Genomic DNA, 19,877 nt, shown 5'->3' on the forward strand with positions numbered 1-19,877 from the left:
GCTGCGAGAGAGCTTCAGCAATGCAAAGTGTTCACATTGGTTGAACTTAGCAAATGCTTGAAGCTCTTGTTCTCTTAACTCTCTGGTTGTTCGGTATCAAAGCCACGCACTATGTTCCCTAGGGTAATGGCCGCAAACAGGACAATGACAATGGATAAGTGCCATGCTTGGCTTAGCCCGAGTTGCACCAGCACCATACTGACTATCGATGATACGATCATCTGCCCACCGCCTGACATTGCAGCGGCCGCCCCTGCCTGTTTTTTATAAGGTTGCATGACCATCGCTTGAGCACAAGGGAGCGCAATTCCGTTTCCAAGAATCATCAGCAATTGACCAATCATGAGGTACAAAGGTTCAAGAGGGCAGAAGAACAGCCAAATTGCTGCACTTAAATGTAACGCTGGCGTACACAACAGCATCTTTTTGCTGCCGATTATCGGTCGTACGCGATTGCAAATCGTTGTACCTAAAATCATGCCTAAAGCCGGAATGATCGCCCACATTGCGTATTCATCCGATGTCATGCCAATCTGGTTTTGCATAATGAATGGCATCACCGAGACGGTCGTGATCATCAGGCTAAAGTTGAGCCAACCAATACTGGCAAAACTCATGAAGTAGCGAGAGGAGAACAGTGACTTATATTGTTTCGCCATCTGTTTTAGGGAAGGTATTGGGCTAGTTTGCAACAAGGTTTCATCAAATCTAAGCGCGATGATCCCCCAAGCAAGTGAGACATAACCGAGCAGAGAGACAAACACCATCGTCCAACCAAAATGGTAGTTTATAAACCCACCAATGACAGGCGCAACCAGCGGTGTGATCGAAGCGGCCATCGCGATATACGACAATGCGACAGGCAGCTGTGCTCCGTTGTATCGATCTCGAGTCGATGCACGAGCCAAAACCGCGCAACACCCCGTCCCCAATCCTTGCAAAAACCGCCCAACAACCATGCCGGTAAAAGAGTCACTGTAAAAGAGGATCACACCTAAACCAGATAGGGCAATGAGTAAGCCGGAGAGTAAAACCTTCTTTCGGCCCAAGGCATCAGACATGGGCCCATAAAGAAACTGTGAAGGCCCAAAGCCGAGTAAGTACACACTGACTAATAATTGAGCTTGGTCTAGCGAAATAGAGAAGTCTTTCGCAATCCAAGGCAGCGAAGGGAAGACTAACCCCATACTGAGCTGACCAATACTGATGATTAAGCAAGCGAGCAAAATGGTTCTAAACTGGATGGGTTTGCTCATGCTTTTGCACTCATTTGGTTAGTTGCGATGAGAATAGAAGTAACAATGTGATGAGTCATAATGTGACAGCTTAAGGGGCGAGGCCGCCAATTTTAAGCCGTTACTCAATTCGTGCAACTTACTTTACTAAAGGTTTACAAAGACCATGAAACAGCACATTAGCAGCAAGGCTACCTGTAAATATGTTGATCAAGACGAGCAGAACTTGATTGAGGCTATGCAGTGTCTCTTTTGATAAGTGGACATAAGGCAGATTGATCAGGTGTTCGATTGCTTCATCAGTGGCGAGTAAGATATCCACTGATGCAAACGTCCCCAGAAATATTAGCCCGATCGCCGTCACGACGAATTCCCCCCGTTTGCTTGCTAGTGTGAGCGCCCACAATAGGCCCCCAATTAAGCTGCTGTAAGCAAACAGAGCAAAAAAGGGAAAGACCAAATACACGTCAAACTGAAAGGCAGCAAACAAAAACAGGGCGAAAAGGCCGCAGGTAGAAACAAAAACTTTTTTAAAGTGAAATTTTTCCATTGATTCACCTATCTTTATAAATATCGCAAGTTACATAGCCTAGCAAAATTAACAAGATACAAAACTTGCAGTTGACTTAAAACTAACATATAAACGGTATTGCGTACCATATCGGAGTTGGGTGATGATGGAATTTGCTGAAGCTATTAAAACATGGCTGTTTGAGAGTAGTGCATCATTACCGTTACTTTTTCTTGGTGTGGTCTTGCTGTCGTACTTGCTTGAAGACTTAGCCATTGTTACAGCGGCAGCGCTCGCGGTTGAAGATTTGATGCCAACCGTCGCGGCGCTCGCAGCCATTTTTGTTGGTATCAGTACCGGAGATTTAGGTCTTTACGTTATGGGTAAAGCTGCTCAAAAGGTTCGTTTTCTCCGTTATCGGTTGTTTCGATATCAACGAACACGCCGAATACAACGTAAGTTACATCAACAGGCGTTTATGACGCTATTTATTGTGCGTTTTGTACCGGGTTTACGAACCATTGGCTTTTCTCTAAGTGGCTTTCTTAATGTGCCCGTTGCTAAGTTTTTACTGGCTGTTATCAGCGCAACGGCAATATGGACCGCTTTGATATTCGGCTCGTTTTTTCATTTAGGCAACGCTGAGTGGCTTCAACAGAGCCAAAGTGGGTGGTTACTTATTCCTTTGGGCGTATGTGTAATGTGGTTATTAAATCGATTGATCAGAAAACTATTAGTAAGGGACAGCTATGACGCAGCTCGCGAACGTTGAAATGATACCTCAAGGAAAGGTAAACGCTGGCATGCCAGTGCTCCAAGAGCCGCGGCGAGTGATATCTCCATTTGAATTTCTACCGACATGGTTTTTCTATACCCCCGTTGTTTTACAAAGCGCAGCACTGAGTTTAGTTCATAGAGATTGGGCGTTGCCTCTTGTTGCTAACCCTGCAATTAAATTGAGTGGCATGGTTGGGGAATCTAAGCACGATATTTTTACCTCGGCGGGGCAGCAAACCAATGATTGGATATTGCCGTTCATTACCATTACCAAAAACTCAAGCAGTGTAGAGTCCTTGCTGAGCGAAACGAAAGCTCAGTTACAGCAAGCAGCGTTAAGTTATCCGCTGGTGGCTAAGCCTGATCTCGGTTGTCGTGGGGTTGGCGTTAAGCTGATTCACTCTGATCAACAGCTGCAAAGCTACATTGAAACTTTTCCCCATACTGGTCGATTCCTTCTTCAAGAGAAATCTCAGCACAGCGCTGAAGCGGGCGTGTTTTACGTAAAACAGCCAGGCGAAAGCCGAGGGAAAATCATCTCTATCACCTTGAAATACTCCCCGAGAGTGATGGGTGATGGCGTATCGACTTTAAAAGAGCTGATCGAGAAATGCCCGAGGGCAGGAAAGCTTCAGCACTTATATCTTCCTCGTCACACTGAGCATTTGAACACTGTCATTCCGAATAAGGACGAATTTCAGTTGGCATTTGCAGGGAGTCATTCTCGCGGTGCGATCTTCCGAGATGGAAACCGATTTATCACACCTAAACTTGAACAGAAGTTAGATGAAATCTTGGGTGATTTTGAAGGTTTTAACTACGGTCGTTTAGATATCAAGTTCCAAGATATTCACTCTCTAATGGCGGGAGAGCACTTCGATATTTTGGAAATTAATGGTGCCAGTAGTGAAGCTGCGCATATATGGGATAGCGATACGCCGCTGGTCGAGATATTCAGCACCTTGTTAAAGCAGTACCGACTACTCTATCAAATTGGTGCAAAACACAAAAAGCAGGGGCACCCAACCCCAACATTAGGTGCCTTACTCAAGGCTTGGCGTGAGGAGAAATTACTCACTCAACTTTACCCTATGACCGATTGAGAATTTGCCAGGGAATATGAAGATGAAGAACAGCACGGCGCAGGAACTGCCTGTTTCGGAAGAAAAACCATCTCAAGCTGTGATTGGCTGCATTGAAACGCTGAATCAAGGCTATGACTTTTTAGAGACTTTGAGTGAAGAGGACTATACCTACCTAGCGCGACCTCATATTAGCAGTTCAATTGGTGAGCACTTTCGTCATTGGCTCGATCTGTTCCACGCGATAAAGCGCGATCCAAGCAAAATTGATTACAACGTTCGTCGCCGAGGCCATCAGGTAGAGAGAGACATTAACGTGGCCAAACAAGAGATCAAATCACTCAGTGAATGGCTCTTCCATTTACCTAATTATACCTTGGCTGAGCCTATCTTAGTGGAAACGGAAGTCATGCTGTCGCAAACGCAAGTTGAAGAGGTCTCATCGACTTTAGTTCGTGAGCTGACTTTTGCGGCGTTGCATGCGACTCATCACTTTGCCATGGCTAAGGTGGTCGCCTCGCTGCGTGGTGTGGATGCGGATGATACGTTTGGGGTTGCCCCAACTACGGCAACGTATCAGAGGGCTCAATAATATGTGCACACTGTCTTGGATTTACCACGGAAATAGCCACTACGAAGTCTATTTTAATCGCGATGAGCAACGCTCTCGGTTACCTGCTATTGAACCTCAAAGCTTGACCATTGATGGTGTTCACTGCGTGATGCCGATTGACCCGGTTGGTGGCGGCAGTTGGATTGTGACCAATGAATATGGGGTGACGGTCTGCTTGCTCAACTATTATCAGGGCGTGACGCCTGCAGGTGAACTCACCAGTCGCGGCATGATCATCAAACGCCTTGCCAGTGCAAACTCAAGTCAAAATGTGGACTTGAAGTTGATGGATATGCCGCTTTCTAATTTTGCCCCGTTTACAGTCGTGTCGTTTGATACCAGACGCACCGCCAACGAGACTGTGCTTTGGACTTGGGATGGAGAACGTTTATCTCGCTCTCATGCCTTTGCCCCTATCGTATCCGCAGCGGTCGATTTCGAGCAGGCCTCAAACTATCGCAAGGCGCTGTTTAACGAGTTAGTCATGACGACACCTGACGAAGAAGTCGGGCGCATTTTTCACAAGACCTACGATGCTGATTTTCCTAATTTTTCCCCGTTAATGGCTAGAAATGATGCCAGAACGGTAAGTTTTACCTCGGTTACCGTGTCTTCTACTAAACAAGAGATGAGTTATCAGTCGATTGATGATCATCGCAATATTGATTTTCAGGTAACCCAAAATTGTTTTCATTCAGATGTCGTTGAACAAGGAGTTTTCAAATGAAAAAGTTATTCGCTCTCATTCTTTCCTTAGCCAGTTTTTCTACTTTTGCTGCAGACCCTGTTTATACGGGTATTTTTAGTAACAAAGCGCTGAGTGGTTATGACACGGTGGCTTACTTTACTGTTGGTAAACCGGTCAAAGGTGACAGTCAGTGGCAAACCGAATATCAAGGCGCTGATTGGTACTTCTCATCACAAGAGAACTTAGAAAAGTTTGTTGCAACGCCTGACGCCTATGCACCGCAATACGGTGGTTACTGTGCTTGGGCCGTTTCTGAAAAGAATGACTTTGCCTCTGCGGATCCGCAGCAGTGGGCAATTGTTGATGGGAAGCTGTATCTGAATTACGACGCAGATGTGAAGAGCTGGTGGGATAGTGACCGCTCTGGCCATATCACCCAAGCCGACAAAAACTGGCCAAATCTAATTAAATAAAACTACAAAGGACGTTCAATATGAAGTTTGCTGCTACAAAACATATCCCATCTGCATTTATTGCGTTTGTGTTTATCCAGTCTCTATTTTTCAAGTTTTCCGGTTCGTACGAAACGGATCATATCTTTGGCACCCTAGGGGAGTGGTCTGGGATTGAGTGGTTTGGTGTCTATGGCGGTTACTTAATTGGCTTTGCTGAGCTTATCGCCTCTATTCTATTGTTCACTCGTCTTCATGGCGTTGGTGCGGCAATGAGCGCAGGCATCATGACGGGCGCGATCTTCTTCCACCTGTTTACTCCTCTAGGTATTGTGATGCCTGAGTTTAATGCAATGGGTGAAGTGGTTGGTAACGACGGCGGTTTGCTATTTGGTATGGCGTGCATTGTTTGGAGCTGTGGTGTATTCCTCTTCTTACGTGACGTAAAAACTGAAGGTTCGTTCACCCATTCACTGCTAGCAAAAGGGGCTTAACATGATAGAGAGTCCATTTAGACTACCCCGCAAAACCCCTTTTGGTATTGGTGAATCTGTTGTGGAGTGGGCAACTGGGCTCTCTACGATGGATGCGTTGTACAAGCAAGATGAGCTGCCAGAAGACAGTTTTGAGTTTATGCATGAAGCGCTCTCGCGTATTGGGACACACTATCAGGTGGATCACGGCAGTATTGAGAATATTCCTCAAGAGGGTTCAGTCCTAGTCGTTGCCAATCATCCGTTTGGTGGCATTGAAGGTATTGTTCTCGCCTCCTTAATCTCTCAGGTGCGTAAAGACGTGAAAGTGCTCGCTAATGAGCTTTTAAAACGTATCCCTGAACTTGATGACTTATTCATTGGCGTTGATGTGTTTGGTGGTGAGAGTGCCAAACGTACTAATCGACGAGCGATTAAAGCGGCCAATGAGCATTTAAAATCAGGAGGCGTGTTGATCATCTTCCCTGCTGGTGAAGTCTCTGCTTGGCAGGCGCAAGAGAATAAAGTTACCGATAAAACGTGGAGTAAATCGGTCGCTAAGTTTGTTAAGCATGCTGAAGCGACAACGGTTCCGATCTTCATCAATGGCATGAACAGCAAACTGTTTTATCAAGCCGGTAGGATTCACCCTTTGCTCCGAACGGCATTGTTGGGGCGAGAACTACTGAATAAATCGGGTCAGACTATTTCAGTCTCTGTGGGTAATCCTATTCCCTTTGGTGAAGTGAAGGATTTTGACGACGATGAGGATTTGACTCAGTACTTTAGGCTCAATACCTACTTGATGGGGAGCATGGAAAGTGCCGAGAATGTGCTGCCAATCAGTGAGGGAGCTGCGCCGATTATCGCACCCGTGGCGGTAGACCTTTTAGAAGCGGAATTGGCACAACTAGAGCAATACAAGTTGTTGGCGCAAGGAGACTTTGAGGTTTACTGTGCTCCGACAACCGCTATGCCAAATATGCTGCGAGAGATTGGCCGAGTTCGAGAAGAGAGCTTTCGTGAAGTCGGCGAAGGCAGCGGGCTTGAGTGCGATATTGATCAGTTCGACCCGCATTATCATCAGCTGTTTGTTTGGAACCGAGAGAACCAAGATTTGGTTGGTGCATATCGATTAGGTTTAGTCGATGAGCTAGTGGCGAAAGGTGGCATTGAAGCGCTCTACTCAACCAGCTTGTTCAAATACGATGAGGCCTTCGTAGATAGTTTAGGTCAGTCGATAGAGCTAGGTCGTTCGGTTGTTTCAAAGCCGTATCAACGCAATATGCACTCGCTACTGTTGCTTTGGAAAGGGATTGCGGGTTTTGTGCAGAAGAACCCGAAATACACCCATCTATTTGGCCCTGTGAGTATCAGTAACGACTATAGCCCAGTTGCAAGACAGCTGATTGCCTCTGTTATGTCGGTCCACTACTACGATGATGAAAAGGCCAAGTTAGTTTCGCCTACCACGCCGTTAGAGAAGAGTGGCAAAGAGTTCTGGCGACCAGATATGCTCAGCTCACTATCAAAATTGCCACTGTTATCAAAAGTGTTAAGTCGTTTAGAACAAGGCATGGGATTACCCGTATTGCTAAGGCAGTATCTTGGTATGAACGGTAAGTTGGTCTGCTTTAACGTTGACCCTGCTTTTAACTATGCGCTTGATGGTTTGATTGTGGTGGATCTCACAACGGTGCCAGCAAGAACGTTAGGTAAATATATGGGTAAACAAGAAGCCTTAGATTACTTAGAGCATCATCACTCATAGCTTGATTATCAATCGACCTAAGCCGCTATGTTAGCGGCTTTATTTTTATCCGGCATAAGCAAGACGTTATTGCTCTTTTACATCGGCGGCGCTGCGATATACTGCTGTTGTTGTCGATAAAGGATTATCATGCCCACTTCATTTACCCTACCGCTGGCACTATTAGCATTTGCCGCTAATTCACTCTTCTGCCGTTTTGCACTATCGGAACAATCGATAGACCCCGGTTCATTCACGGTCATTCGTCTTATCTCTGGTGCTTTAACCTTGATGGCTCTTATGCAGTTTAGAGGCGAGCTTAATCTCAAATTTTTGCGTGATAGAAACAGCTGGCTTGCTGGTGGTAGTTTGTTTGGTTACGCAGTGGCGTTTTCTTATGCCTACACATCACTGACGACAGGCACGGGCGCATTAATTTTATTTGGTATTGTACAGCTAACCTTGATTGGTGCTCACTTGCTGTCTGGGCAGCGCTTAAAGTCTTTAGAATGGGTCGGGATTGGACTATCTATTAGCGGTTTTGTGGTTCTGATGATGCCATCGGCACAAACGCCAGAGTGGAACGTGGCATTGTTGATGGCAGTGTCGGGCGTTTGTTGGGCCTTGTTCACTTTGCTCGGAAAGCGCAGCCAGGAATCAGCGTCAGCATCGATTACGCATGGCTTTGTTATTGCCAGTTTTCTAGCTGTATTAGTCGCGCCTTGGCTGATTCAAGCTCCGAAACTTAGCGGTTCAGGTGCTACTTGGGCACTGTTGTCAGGCGTTGCAGCTTCGGGGCTTGGGTATATTATTTGGTATCAGGTGATAAAGAAGATTTCGGTGCTGCAAGCGTCGGTTGCTCAGCTGTCCGTTCCTGTGATTGCTTTTATTGCGGGCGCGATTGGACTAGGCGAAGAGATTCGGATGATCTCGGTCTTGGCATCGATGTTGGTATTAGGCGGTATAGGGCTTGTGTTTATCTCCAAGAGATAACAACCTGTGAGTTAGATGTTCTCACCAAGACTGAAATAGGCAAGCCAATCACCGTCATTATTGTAGGTGACGTCCATGCGGACATTGATGCGCTCTTTACGCATGACACGATAGCGCAAGCCAACCCCTACCATTGATAGAGTGTCGCTCTCACTGAAGCTTTTTTCTGGGCCTAATGCTTGGCGACCAAAAGATTTTCCGATCCCCCCTAACGCCACATACGTTAGGCGATCCAGCCGTTCATTGCCCGTGTTGAGCGGCGTATAGCGATACTCCATCTCTAAACTGGTCAGGTTTGCAGCCGGTACATAATCTCCGACGATAAAGCCACGCTGAACGTCGCGTCCTTGACGACCATAAGTGCTTAGTGCGCTTGCTGGTGCATTGTCAGCATCGAAGAGATAGCGATTGAGCCAACGAGTCGCAAGGATATGGTTATTCTCATCGACTAAACTGCGGTAGTGGCGATAATCCGTCGTCATTAATGAATAGGTCTTGTCGCCATCGTTACCTAACCACTTAGCGTGATCTTCATATGTGGCTTCAAACATATAACCGCTATAGGGGTAATAGTAGTGTTCTCTTTTATCAAACAGAACGGACAGCTTTAGCCCGATATCTGTTTGGTAGTCTTCAGTAAATCCTGAAACCCCCAAAAGGAGGCGATCCCTATTGGTTTCTCCAATATAGCTATTTGCTGTGAAGTTAATCCCTAAACCAATATAGAGGTCGTCGGTCAATGAGTAGTAAACATCACCAAAGAAATTGATCTCTTTCTGAGTCGTCGCGACGGTTTTCAACTGCTCAAGGAGTTGGACATCGATATTGGAGTAGTTGTAGCCAAAATCCGTCACAATTCGGAATCTGTCGAGCAGGATATCGGTGTTGCCACGGACGCTATAGCTTTGACTTTCGGTGTAGGTCAGAGTTGCGGATAGTGTTGAAGGGCTTGTCTCTTCATCACTGGAATAGAAGCTGTATAAAGGGACTAAAGAGGCGCCTGCACCGACGCTTGGGTCGTAGAACGGGATAGCTATGGTTTTAAAGCTGCTCTCTTTATCAGTAGAAACATCGGTTGTTTCTTCCGCCAATGTGTGGCTTGAGAAAAGCAGCGCTGAGAAAGCTGATAAAAGCTGAATCCGTTTCATAACTAAGTGCATTAACCTATGTATTACTGAGCAAAATATCCATATGGGCTCATAGCTGCGGAGTATACCACTTTTTAAGTAATATTCTCTCCATATTTAAAATTAATTAGTTTAGCGTACGGCTTGTAGCTGACTGCGTGAATCGACCATGAAAATAAAAATCCCCGAGCTTTATCTCGGGGATTTTTATTATTCAGTGATAGTTACTTTATTGATTTTAATCGTATCAAGTGGCACATCGTCATGACCTCTCTTTGAGCCAGTCATGGCTTTACCAATATTGTTTACCACTTCCATGCCTGCCGTGACTTTTCCAAAGACCGCATAACCCCAGCCGTTGTTGGTTTTGGCGGAGTGATTCAAGAAATCATTGTCATCTAAGTTAATAAAGAACTGTGCTGTCGCTGAATGAGGCGCGTCTGTACGAGCAAAGGCAATAGACCCAGTGACGTTCTTCAGTCCACGGTTTGCTTCGTTCGCGATCGGCGCGTGCGTCTCTTTCTCTGTCATATCTTCAGTGTGGCCACCACCTTGGATCATAAAGCCATCGATGACACGGTGAAAGATCGTGTCTTCGTAGAAACCTTCTTGGCAGTAGCGAAGGAAGTTCTTTGAACTGACAGGGGCTTTTTCCATGTTCAGTTCAATTTCGATATCGCCGTAAGTGGTAGATAGAGTGATCATTGTTGTTGCTCAATCAGTTGAAATTGACAGGAGTATAGCAAGCTATCGCCAAGCTAACACGCCATAGTGATATGGGCAGCTTTGCTCAATATCGACGATCGTAATATTCTGGAAACCCGCTTGCTCCATCCATTGTATGGTTTGTTCTGGTGTTGGACGAATATCAAGAGAGGGGCCGCGAGGCGTATCTATATCACTGCGCCAGTGAATCACTGAAAGGCATCCGCCAACTTTAAGGTTTCGATAGGCTTCCTTTAGAAGTGCAACGGGGTTTTCAAGGTGAAGCAGGTTGTAAATCATCACTCCTGAATGGCTTTGGTCATCTTTGCCTGTTCCGAATTGAATGACATCTCTATCAATCGTCACGAGGTTGGTAAGCGCTTGCTGTTTAGCTAACGTACTCACTCGCTCTACCATTTCAGGCTCAATATCAAAGCTGGAGAGCTTGCCCTGAATATGCTGGGCGAAAGGCAAACTGAACGTGCCGTAGCCACAGCCGACTTCTATCCAGTCGCCATTGCGATCTTGTACAGGGAGCAAAGTATCAAGCGCCAACTCGACATTGAAAAAACTGGCCCAATACTGCTCTTGTGGCATCCCACTGTCTCGAACTTTCATACTCTTCCTTTGATCGGGCGAATCATACCGCCTTCTGTTCTGAACAGGTATTCTAACCGAGTTCATAAAAAGAAAAAGCCCTGCTGGGCGGGCAGGGCTTTGAAAGGCAGTGGTGTTGCAGTGTCTACGCGATGTGAGTCATTCGGTTGATGGTGAATGTCTCAACAGCGCCTTCAACAGCGGCAATATAGTCAGCAATGTGAGCACTTGCTAAGTGTGCGTCCAATGCTGCTTCTGACTCCCAGTTTTCATGGAAAACGAAATGGGCAGGATTGCTATTGTCTTGGTGCAAGTCATAGTTGATGCAACCCTCTTCAGCACGAGTTTTATCGATCAACTTAATCAGCTCTGCTTTTACTAAGTCAACTTTCTCTTCGTTCGCAATGATATTGGCAATAACTGTTAGTTTACTCATTTCGTTTCCACCTATTGGTTGTCTAACTGTCTTATAGAGTTGTGATTACGTGGTCCATCGCTAGACGCGCTTTTGGTAGACCGTGGTTGTAGTCTTCGCCATCTTTGTGGTAGCCGATAGACAGAGCCAACTCACATACGTGACCTTCTAGTTGCTCAGAGAATGCTTCACCGATTAGCGCTGCATCAACGCCTTCCATTGGTGTAGAGTCGATACCTAGACGCGCTAATGTGTGCAGTAAGTTACCTAGAGCGATGTACGTTTGCGCCTTTGTCCAGTTACCGTTGAAGCCTGACTCGTCAGTATTCATCTCTGCAAATGCGTAAGCACCCATAAACATGTCGTACATGTCAGCTGGTAGGTGGCCAGATGTCACTTCTGCATCTACACGTTTCGCAAATTTCTCTTTAGTGAACTTTGGATCGTAGGCAAATAGAATCGTGTGAGACGCTTCTTTCGCATGCGGTTGGTTGAACTGGTGCATGTTCGCAAACGTGTCGTGGAATTTCTGCTTTGCTTCGTTGCTCTCTAGTACGATGAATTTCCAAGGCTGAGAGTTAATAGAAGACGCTGATAGACGAAGCGCTTCTTTGATGACTTCCATATCTTCAGCTGAAATGCGTTTTTCAGCATCGTATTTTTTAGCTGTGTAGCGAGTGTTTAAGTCTTTGATGATTGGATGAGTCATGTCGATTCCTAACTATCTAAAAATTGAATTCAGCAGGGTTTGATGTTCAGTGCGTCAACAGCAATAGGTTGATTTCAAACGTCAGAGAACATGCCCCAATTATCGGTAACTTGCGTTAGCCTGTGTCGATGGGTGTAATTTAGTGGAATTTGCGGGCGAGAAAAATAGCGCATATGTCCAATCACTATGGAACCTTTTGTCCATAATCATCGGTTACCTACTGAATCGAGCTTTTAAAATAAGGTTCTGGCATGTCACGTTAGTGCTATGTGTCATGCCAAAAACCGATCTTGTTAGGTTGCGTTACATTGGGACGACAAGAATATCGACGGGCGATTTGTCTACCAGATGTTTGGAGTACGAGACGATTTTGCTCCAAAAATCATGATGATGACCACAAATAAGTAGGTCGATATGATTCTCTTTAATGGTCTGTTCGAGTTTGTCAGATAAGTCACCGGTACCAATCAAGATGTGCTTAATTGGTTGTGGGCTGTACGCCTCAAATTCACGGATCTCTGTGATGGTTTGTTCACCCAAAGGGTGCTGATCTGTGTTGGTCTGGATATCCACCAGTTCTGGGTAAATTTCGCCATGAGAGCCGTCGATGTGAACAAATGACACATAGGCATTGGTCATTTCAGCTAAGTAGGATGCTCGGTCAATGAGCATTTTACTTTCGTCAGTGCGCTCAAGTGCGACAAGAATGTGCGTATATCTCATGATGTTTTCCTCCCTGGTCTGTACTCTTTATAACCATAATATTTTTGAGGATAAAAGAGTGTTACCCACCTCCCGAATCCTTATAGAAGCATGATTTTCAGTCAGTTTTATGATGATTTGATGATCCGTATCGACCTAAGGAATGTTGAGCAACTGGTTGATTATCATTGTGCTACTATTAGCATACAAGAATAAGTATGGATGTAACCTATGGCTAGGGATAAATTGGCTCGGAGTATTTCAGTTAGACACAAGTTATTTGTATTGGTGGCACTGCCTTTGTTGCTGCTATTAGGTTTAGTCAGTTGGCAAGTGCATTTGTTATCCGCTCAAATGCAAAGCCTCGAAAAATCCAAGTCATTTTTAGCTCTACTGGAAACAAGTGGTCAATTTTATCGCAGTTCAAATAAGCAGATAAACAGCTCTGAGATCGATAGACTGACCGAGCTTTCTTCGCAGGTGTTTGGCGCAGACCAAGAGGTGCGTGACTTGATTGAGGAAATCGCTTCGTCATCAACCAATACCGCAGAAACGACGGATGTGTATGACATTCTTGATGAGCAAGATTGGCAAGCTGACCTTTACAAACAGTTGTTAACTAAGCTGGAGCGGGTAAGTTTAGGGAATCTGAAGCCGGAAGTAATGCAGCACCTATCAGCACTATTGCAGCTTGAGTGGTTGCTGTTCTGGTCATCAGAAGAGACGCGACTCTCTAAAGGGATGATCGATGTTTGGCTGCAATACCAAGATTTTGATAGTGATATACAAGAGCAAGTGCTTGCTTTGGCACAGAATCAGCAGCTCTATTTAGAACGTTTTGTTGCATTGAATGCAGATGAAACTCAAGTGAGTTTGATGCTCGATGTATTCAGCAATGATGTATTTAGCCAGAGCCAAAGTTTTCGTCAAAGTTTTAGCTATCAGTCTGCACTCAACTCCATGACAGTCCTTCAGCTAGACCGCGGCATATATGCACTCTCTTCTCGGCTGATGCTGTTGCAAAATGTTGGGGAAGCAATAGAGCATCAACTTATCGCTGAGGTAGACGCGGCGATTGTTCGTGCTGAGCAGCAACGTATCTTATTTTTATCGATTGTTTCCATTCTGACCATTTTAGTCATGGTCTTGGCGATTAAACTTGCTCAACGTCTGACAAACAACTTAAAGCACGTTCTGGATTTTTTAGGCCACAGCGACTCCAGTTCGCTCCCAAGTTTGAGCCAAACGGTCAAAGGTAACGATGAACTGAGTCAATTCGCGGTCGAAGTTGAACGGTTAACGATAGAGCGACAGCAAGCCCAAGAGCGATTGACGACCGCGAAAGAGGATGCCGAGCGAGCAAAGGATGACGCTATCTTAGCCAGCAAAGCGAAAAGCAGCTTCTTAGCCAATATGTCGCATGAGATCAGAACGCCGCTTAATGGCGTGATCGGCATTGCGGAAGTGTTATCAGACACCGAATTAAGTGCCAATCAGAAAGATTACGTCGATACGATTGAAACCTCATCCCACCTGTTACTTAGCTTAATTAATGACATTCTTGATTTCTCGAAGATTGAATCGGGCATGTTGTTAGTTAGCCCTCACTCAACGTGTGTCCGAGAGTCCATGTACGACATCGCCTCCATTGTTGCGCCAAAAGCAAAAGAGAAAGGCATCGATCTCAAGGTTTCGATTGGTTCAGACACACCATTTAGGGTGCTGGTGGATGACCATCGCCTACGACAAGTGTTGATGAACTTTATGTCCAACGCCGTCAAATTTACCAGCGAGGGCGAAGTCGCTCTTTCCCTAAGCAGTCACTATCAAAGTAGTGAGACAGTCGCCCTTACCTTCGCGGTTCAAGACTCTGGGATTGGTATTGATGAACAGCAGCAGAAGAAGATCTTTGAGCCGTTTTCACAAGAAGATGACTCCACTACGCGTCAATTCGGCGGAACAGGCCTTGGTCTAGCGATAAGCACTCAGTTAGTGGGATTGATGGGCAGTAAAATCGAGCTCAAATCGGTTAAAGGAGAGGGGAGTTGTTTCTACTTTACCCTCGAGCTTCCTATTGATATTCGTCATTATCCAATTAAGAAAGAGGAGCAGATCGCGTCCCCAATTGTACTCATCTGTGATGACGATGATGTGTCTAAAGTGGTTAGCGAGGAGCTTAAGTTTTACGGAGTATCAGTACAGGACTCTTTGACGTGTTTTGGTGAATTAGAAAGTTTGGTCAAGCAGGACAACAAGCCTATTCTGGTGATGATTGAGAGCGACTCAGCGGTTGAGCCTCTCAATAAAACTCGATTTGCCGATCTTCAAAATAACGGCTTTAGCGTGTGTGTTGTGCGTGGTTTTAATAGCGGTTCTGCTGATTTCGGAGATAGCATCTCGGCGCTGGTTACCCAACCGTTACTCGGCCAAAGGTTACTCAAAGCGGTTCAGTCGTGCGATCAGAAGCAGGACGATAATGCGAGCTTCTCTGACTCACTGCATTCATTGCGCAGTGCAAAAATTTTGATCGTCGAGGATAACAAGATCAACCAAAAGATCGCGGGTTTGCATGTCGGAAAGGCAGGGTTCGAGTTCGATATTGCGAGTAACGGGCAAGAAGCATTGGATATGTATACCGATAGTCAAACGTACGGGCTTATCTTGATGGATTGCATGATGCCAGTCATGGATGGATTTCACGCCACTCAAGCGATCAGGGCGTTAGAACAGTCTACCGGCCGACGCCGAATCCCAATCATAGCGCTTACTGCGAGTGTCGTGGATGACGATATTCAGCGCTGTTTTGATGTGGGAATGGATGACTATGTCGCCAAGCCTTTTAAAGCGACTGTTCTACGTGAAAAGCTCCACTCTATGGTGCATGTCCCAACACCGGTGAACAGCACACAGGCTCATGACACTCCTTCACACTTAACCCAGCCATTGGTTGAATCGACCGAAACACTCCCGAGCAAAGCGGAGCGAATCTTGTTGGTTGAAGACAATCGGGTAAACCAAAAAGTCGCGTCCCTGTTTTTGACTAAAGCGGGCTATCAATTTGATATTGCGGACAATGGACAGATTGCCGTCGATAAATTTCAAAGCACCGATGGTTACGATTTGATCTTGATGGATTGCATGATGCCAGTGAAGGATGGTTTTGCAGCCACACGAGAGATACGACAAATTGAAACAGAGCAAGGTCGAATAAAAATACCAATCATCGCGCTGACCGCGAGTGTGGTGGATGACGATATTCAACGTTGTTATGACTCGGGTATGGACGCCTATGTTGCGAAACCGGTGAAGAAAGAGAAGCTGTTGCACGAAATTGCGAGCGTGATTTAGCGCCCAAGTAGCAAAGGGGAGGACACCTAAACAGTGATTCGACATCAACTATCAGTTTGGCTATTGCTGATTGGGCTTAGCCTGTTTACTCCAGTCGTAGCGGGCCAAGACATGGCTATTTTTTCCATGGATTCAGGGTTCTCTGAGCTTTCAAAATCTAAAGCGAGAAAGCTCTATCGAGGCAAAACCAAACGACTTTCAGGCAAGCGTTTCGAGCTGTCTGACTGGCCAGAGAATAGCCCAGAACGCTTGGAATTCTATGACGCTCTACTGGGTAAAAATAACGCACAGATGAACGCTCATTGGGCGAGTCTCTCTTTTTCTGGGAAGGCAAGACCGCCCAAAGAGATCACGACTGCTGACATCGACTCATTGCTCGATTGGATGTCAGAAAAGTCCAACCGAATTGGCTACGCGCCTCTCGAACAACTTCCTGACAATGCCACCATTTTGTACGTCGTAAGTACGGAGAAATAACTTATGGATAAACGAATACCTTTAGCTGTGCTCGGCGTACTTTCTTTGCCTGTGAATGGTGCAATCGAGCTAGGTAATCACTTTTCAGTGAGTGGCTTTGGATCAACCTCTTGGACCCAATCTGACAATGACACCCCATTGCTGATTCACAGAAATATTGAAGATGAGAGTTGCTACGACTGTGATACGACGTTCGGCCTTCAACTGGATTATTATTATGATGTGTTCAAAGCGTCTGTGCAGGTAGTCAAAAGGCCGCAAGACTCATGGAGTGACCCACAACTTGAGTGGGCCTATGTTGGTTACGAGTGGGACTCTTTGGAATTTAGAGCGGGGCGATTGCGACTGCCGTTGTTCTTAGCTTCAGAGTATTACTATGTCGGTCAAGCATACGCCTATGCGCGCCCACCATCAGAAGTTTACAACAGTGTGTTAGGGATAACGGCCTACAACGGCTTAAGTGTCAGTTGGTTTGGCGATATTAACGATGACCTCACCCTGCAAGCGACGCCATTCTACGGTTTCAAAGACAACAATGATGTGGAGTTTAACCCCAAGACATATCTAGAGTTTGAAACGGACCAAATGTGGGGGATGAATCTTTCTCTCTTTGGTGATGGCTATCGATGGAACCTCAGTTATTTGAACAGTGACTTTGACCAAACCACAACACTTTATGATGTTGAGCGAGGCAACTTAACGATTCCTAAACTGGTCACCAACAGTGACAACCAAAATATCGAGCTGTGGTCTTTGGGAGCCGAGTATGAGTTTGGCCAATCGATGTTGACGGTAGAAGGGCAGATCAATGACATCTCGTCTTCATGGTATATCGGCGGTCAACACCACTTTGGCAAGCTGACCCCCTACCTTGTGTATGGGATGCAACTGGACCAAAGTGAACATAAGGTTGGCGATAGCTACCTAGTTGGTGCTCGCTATGACCTTTTAGACAGCGTATCGGTGAATGCAGAGTGGCAAAGGTTTGAAACGGCCCGTTCTCGCGGAGCCTTTATAACCGCGCCCATCGATCCAGAAGCAAACCTATACACCGTGATGGTGAGCTTTGTGTTCTAGCAATGAAATTAGGAGTCGCTAAATAAGGAACAATCTGCCTGACAATCGAGCCTCATTTGTTTCCCCATTCGGCACTACAATGGCGCTCAGACGTTAATGCTATCTAGGAATTTACGATGACGACTTTTCCAAACGATTTTCTTTGGGGGGGCGCGATTGCCGCGAACCAAGTTGAAGGATCTTTTAATTTAGACGGAAAGGGACTATCTACTTCAGATATGTTGCCAAGTGGTATTTTAAGCCCGCATCAACCGCGTGAAGACCGCACAGACGGCATCAAAGATCTTGCGATCGATTTCTATCATCGTTACCCAGAAGATATCGCGCTGTTCAATGAAATGGGCTTCAACTGTCTGCGCTTGTCTATTGCATGGACTCGTATTTTTCCAAATGGTGATGAGTCAGAGCCAAACGAAGAGGGGCTTGCGTACTACGATAAGATCTTCGATGAATTGGCTAAGCACAATATGCAGCCTTTCGTGACGCTTTCTCACTATGAAATGCCTTACGCACTGGTTGAAAACTATGGCGGTTGGGGAAGTCGTGAACTGATCACTTTCTTTGAGCGTTATGCTCGCACCGTTTTTGAACGCTATAAGAATAAGGTCAAACTTTGGCTGACCTTCAATGAGATAAATATGTCTCTGCACGCCCCATTTACTGGTGTCGGTTTGCCAGAAGAAGCAGACGAGCAAGCGATCTACCAAGCAATTCACCATCAATTGGTGGCTAACGCTAAGGCGGTCAAGTTGTGTCATGAGATCATCCCTGACGCCAAGATTGGTAACATGCTGCTAGGAGCGCTTAACTACGCCTACACCTGTAACCCTGATGACGTCATTGCTGCAATGCATGAGAACAACAAATGGTTGTTCTTTGGTGACGTGCAAACTCGTGGCCGATACCCAGGTTATATGCTGCGATACTTCCGTGAGAACGGTATTGAGATAGCGATGGAGCCGAGCGATCTTGAAGAGCTGGCGAGTGCGAGTGTCGATTTTATCTCGTTCAGCTACTACGCAAGCGGCTGTGCAAGTGCGGATCCTAAGCAGAAAGAAGTCGGTAACATTGTCGATAGCGTGCCAAACCCGTACCTAGAGAAGAGCCAATGGGGTTGGTTGATTGACCCGAAAGGTCTGCGTATTTTGCTTAACTTCTTGCATGATCGTTACCAAAAGCCACTGTTTATTGTTGAAAATGGTCTAGGTGCACGAGATGAAGTGAACGAAAACGGCGAGATCATTGATGACTACCGCATTGCCTACTTAAGAGACCACTTAGTGCAAGCTCGCGAAGCGGTGTTAGATGGTGTAGAGCTGATGGGCTTTACCAGTTGGGGGCCGATTGACTTGGTCGCAAACTCAACGGCAGAAATGAGCAAGCGTTACGGCTTTATCTACGTCGATCGTCATGATGACGGCACTGGCACACTGGAGCGTAAGCGGAAAAAGAGCTTCCACTGGTATCAAGGTGTCATCTCAAGCAACGGTGCAAACCTATAACGTTTGTTCTTAACTCCATAATTTAGAAGGTGTGTCGGTGTCATCAGCGACACACCTTTAGCCAAGTTCAATTCACTCTTTTCTTGAAGATGTTTGCAGGTAACAGAGTAAACTACTCTTCTAAACCAAGCTCCGCGCGCTTTTTCTTGGTTAGCCCTTTTGCCACAAGCTTGTAGGATTCTGTTAGGTAGTACTCTAACTCCTCAATCAGATCCCCGTCGGTGCCGATCTGCTGAATCCATTTCATTCCACGAGTTGCGAAGTAGGGCGCTGGTCTGTATCCATCGTGCTCTTTTAGAAAGTCATAATTACGGTCAGAGGCTTTAAAGGTATAAGCGACCTTACCTCCCTCTTGTGTCGTACCGATAGCAAAGACTTTTCCTCCTACCTTCCATACATGAGAGTTACCCCATTGCATCACATAGGTTGTGGCCGTTAGAGAATCGCAGAACTGATTGAATTGGTCGTGAGTCATAAATGCGCTAAACCTGATTTTGATGATGAGTTCATTCTTACAGCCTTATTGGGTTCATTCAATCGCTTGGTTAACAGTTTGATTGAAAGGTGAGGCGAACTTCGATCAGCCCGATGTTGAATAATTTAGTGATTCTTACTGACTGAGAATTACCCGCTAAAATTATTTA

General features: G+C 45.8%; 21 protein-coding genes. 12 read left to right on the forward strand and 9 right to left on the reverse strand.

Translation table 11 applies throughout. The annotated features are described in order from the left end of the window. Window positions 1-74 precede the first annotated feature (74 nt). Complete coding sequence (locus tag F0231_RS00195) at window positions 75-1,256, reverse strand: multidrug effflux MFS transporter (RefSeq protein ID WP_171757696.1); 1,182 nt, start codon at window positions 1,254-1,256, stop codon at window positions 75-77. Window positions 1,257-1,374: 118 nt separating this feature from the next. Then, window positions 1,375-1,785, reverse strand: a complete 411-nt coding sequence (locus tag F0231_RS00200; RefSeq protein ID WP_171757697.1) for a hypothetical protein — start codon at window positions 1,783-1,785, stop codon at window positions 1,375-1,377. 124 nt (window positions 1,786-1,909) lie between these two features. Here F0231_RS00200 and F0231_RS00205 point away from each other — a divergent pair, with 124 nt between their 5' ends. From F0231_RS00205 to F0231_RS00240, 8 genes are all read left to right on the forward strand, one after another. Further along, window positions 1,910-2,518, forward strand: a complete 609-nt coding sequence (locus F0231_RS00205; RefSeq protein WP_171757698.1) for a DedA family protein — start codon at window positions 1,910-1,912, stop codon at window positions 2,516-2,518. Next, window positions 2,496-3,626 carry a D-alanine--D-alanine ligase gene (locus F0231_RS00210; protein WP_171757699.1) on the forward strand — a complete coding sequence of 377 codons (1,131 nt, stop codon included), beginning with the start codon at window positions 2,496-2,498 and terminating at the stop codon, window positions 3,624-3,626. The genes F0231_RS00205 and F0231_RS00210 overlap by 23 nt, the downstream gene beginning before the upstream one ends. 22 nt (window positions 3,627-3,648) lie before the next feature. Then, window positions 3,649-4,197, forward strand: coding sequence for a DinB family protein (locus F0231_RS00215; RefSeq protein ID WP_171757700.1), 549 nt, complete (start codon window positions 3,649-3,651; stop codon window positions 4,195-4,197). 1 nt (window position 4,198) lies between these two features. Beyond that, window positions 4,199-4,945 (forward strand): NRDE family protein, encoded by a 747-nt coding sequence (locus F0231_RS00220; RefSeq protein ID WP_171757701.1) that lies wholly within the window; start codon window positions 4,199-4,201, stop codon window positions 4,943-4,945. After that, a complete protein-coding gene (locus F0231_RS00225; RefSeq protein WP_171757702.1) occupies window positions 4,942-5,379 on the forward strand; it encodes a YHS domain-containing (seleno)protein in 438 nt (145 codons plus the stop codon). Before F0231_RS00220 ends, F0231_RS00225 begins: the two co-directional genes overlap by 4 nt. Window positions 5,380-5,399: 20 nt before the next feature. Beyond that, a complete protein-coding gene (locus F0231_RS00230; RefSeq protein WP_171757703.1) occupies window positions 5,400-5,852 on the forward strand; it encodes a hypothetical protein in 453 nt (150 codons plus the stop codon). Window position 5,853: 1 nt separating this feature from the next. Then, window positions 5,854-7,602, forward strand: a complete 1,749-nt coding sequence (locus tag F0231_RS00235) for a lysophospholipid acyltransferase family protein (RefSeq protein WP_171757704.1) — start codon at window positions 5,854-5,856, stop codon at window positions 7,600-7,602. Window positions 7,603-7,731: 129 nt separating this feature from the next. Then, window positions 7,732-8,574: a DMT family transporter gene (locus tag F0231_RS00240; protein WP_171757705.1), complete on the forward strand. Its 843-nt coding sequence runs from the start codon at window positions 7,732-7,734 to the stop codon at window positions 8,572-8,574. Between the two features lie 11 nt (window positions 8,575-8,585). Here the strand turns inward: F0231_RS00240 and F0231_RS00245 are convergent, their stop codons facing one another. The 6 genes from F0231_RS00245 to F0231_RS00270 all read right to left on the reverse strand — a co-directional run bounded on the left by F0231_RS00245 (window position 8,586) and on the right by F0231_RS00270 (window position 12,850). Next, window positions 8,586-9,722, reverse strand: coding sequence for a BamA/TamA family outer membrane protein (locus tag F0231_RS00245; protein ID WP_171757706.1), 1,137 nt, complete (start codon window positions 9,720-9,722; stop codon window positions 8,586-8,588). 189 nt (window positions 9,723-9,911) lie between these two features. After that, complete coding sequence (locus F0231_RS00250) at window positions 9,912-10,406, reverse strand: peptidylprolyl isomerase (protein ID WP_171757707.1); 495 nt, start codon at window positions 10,404-10,406, stop codon at window positions 9,912-9,914. 42 nt (window positions 10,407-10,448) lie between these two features. Beyond that, window positions 10,449-11,024 (reverse strand): methyltransferase domain-containing protein, encoded by a 576-nt coding sequence (locus F0231_RS00255; protein ID WP_171757708.1) that lies wholly within the window; start codon window positions 11,022-11,024, stop codon window positions 10,449-10,451. Between the two features lie 124 nt (window positions 11,025-11,148). Continuing rightward, window positions 11,149-11,439 (reverse strand): putative quinol monooxygenase, encoded by a 291-nt coding sequence (locus F0231_RS00260; protein ID WP_171757709.1) that lies wholly within the window; start codon window positions 11,437-11,439, stop codon window positions 11,149-11,151. 31 nt (window positions 11,440-11,470) lie between these two features. After that, a complete protein-coding gene (locus F0231_RS00265) occupies window positions 11,471-12,127 on the reverse strand; it encodes an NAD(P)H-dependent oxidoreductase (protein WP_171757710.1) in 657 nt (218 codons plus the stop codon). 303 nt (window positions 12,128-12,430) lie between these two features. Further along, on the reverse strand, window positions 12,431-12,850 hold the full coding sequence (locus tag F0231_RS00270) for a universal stress protein (protein ID WP_171757711.1): 420 nt from the start codon (window positions 12,848-12,850) through the stop codon (window positions 12,431-12,433). A 210-nt stretch (window positions 12,851-13,060) separates the two neighbouring features. Here F0231_RS00270 and F0231_RS00275 point away from each other — a divergent pair, with 210 nt between their 5' ends. From F0231_RS00275 to F0231_RS00290, 4 genes are all read left to right on the forward strand, one after another. Continuing rightward, window positions 13,061-16,177, forward strand: coding sequence for a response regulator (locus F0231_RS00275; protein WP_171757712.1), 3,117 nt, complete (start codon window positions 13,061-13,063; stop codon window positions 16,175-16,177). A 63-nt stretch (window positions 16,178-16,240) separates the two neighbouring features. Further along, window positions 16,241-16,654, forward strand: coding sequence for a hypothetical protein (locus tag F0231_RS00280; protein ID WP_216611928.1), 414 nt, complete (start codon window positions 16,241-16,243; stop codon window positions 16,652-16,654). Window positions 16,655-16,657: 3 nt separating this feature from the next. Beyond that, a complete protein-coding gene (locus F0231_RS00285) occupies window positions 16,658-17,731 on the forward strand; it encodes a porin (protein WP_171757714.1) in 1,074 nt (357 codons plus the stop codon). Between the two features lie 116 nt (window positions 17,732-17,847). Beyond that, window positions 17,848-19,233 (forward strand): glycoside hydrolase family 1 protein, encoded by a 1,386-nt coding sequence (locus F0231_RS00290; RefSeq protein WP_171757715.1) that lies wholly within the window; start codon window positions 17,848-17,850, stop codon window positions 19,231-19,233. 112 nt (window positions 19,234-19,345) lie between these two features. On the opposite strand, the gene F0231_RS00295 is transcribed toward F0231_RS00290, so the two are convergent. After that, window positions 19,346-19,708, reverse strand: a complete 363-nt coding sequence (locus tag F0231_RS00295; RefSeq protein ID WP_171757716.1) for an MmcQ/YjbR family DNA-binding protein — start codon at window positions 19,706-19,708, stop codon at window positions 19,346-19,348. Between the last annotated feature and the right edge of the window lie 169 nt (window positions 19,709-19,877).

The sequence above is a fragment of the Vibrio sp. RE86 genome, assembly GCF_013114545.1.
GTDB lineage: Bacteria > Pseudomonadota > Gammaproteobacteria > Enterobacterales > Vibrionaceae > Vibrio.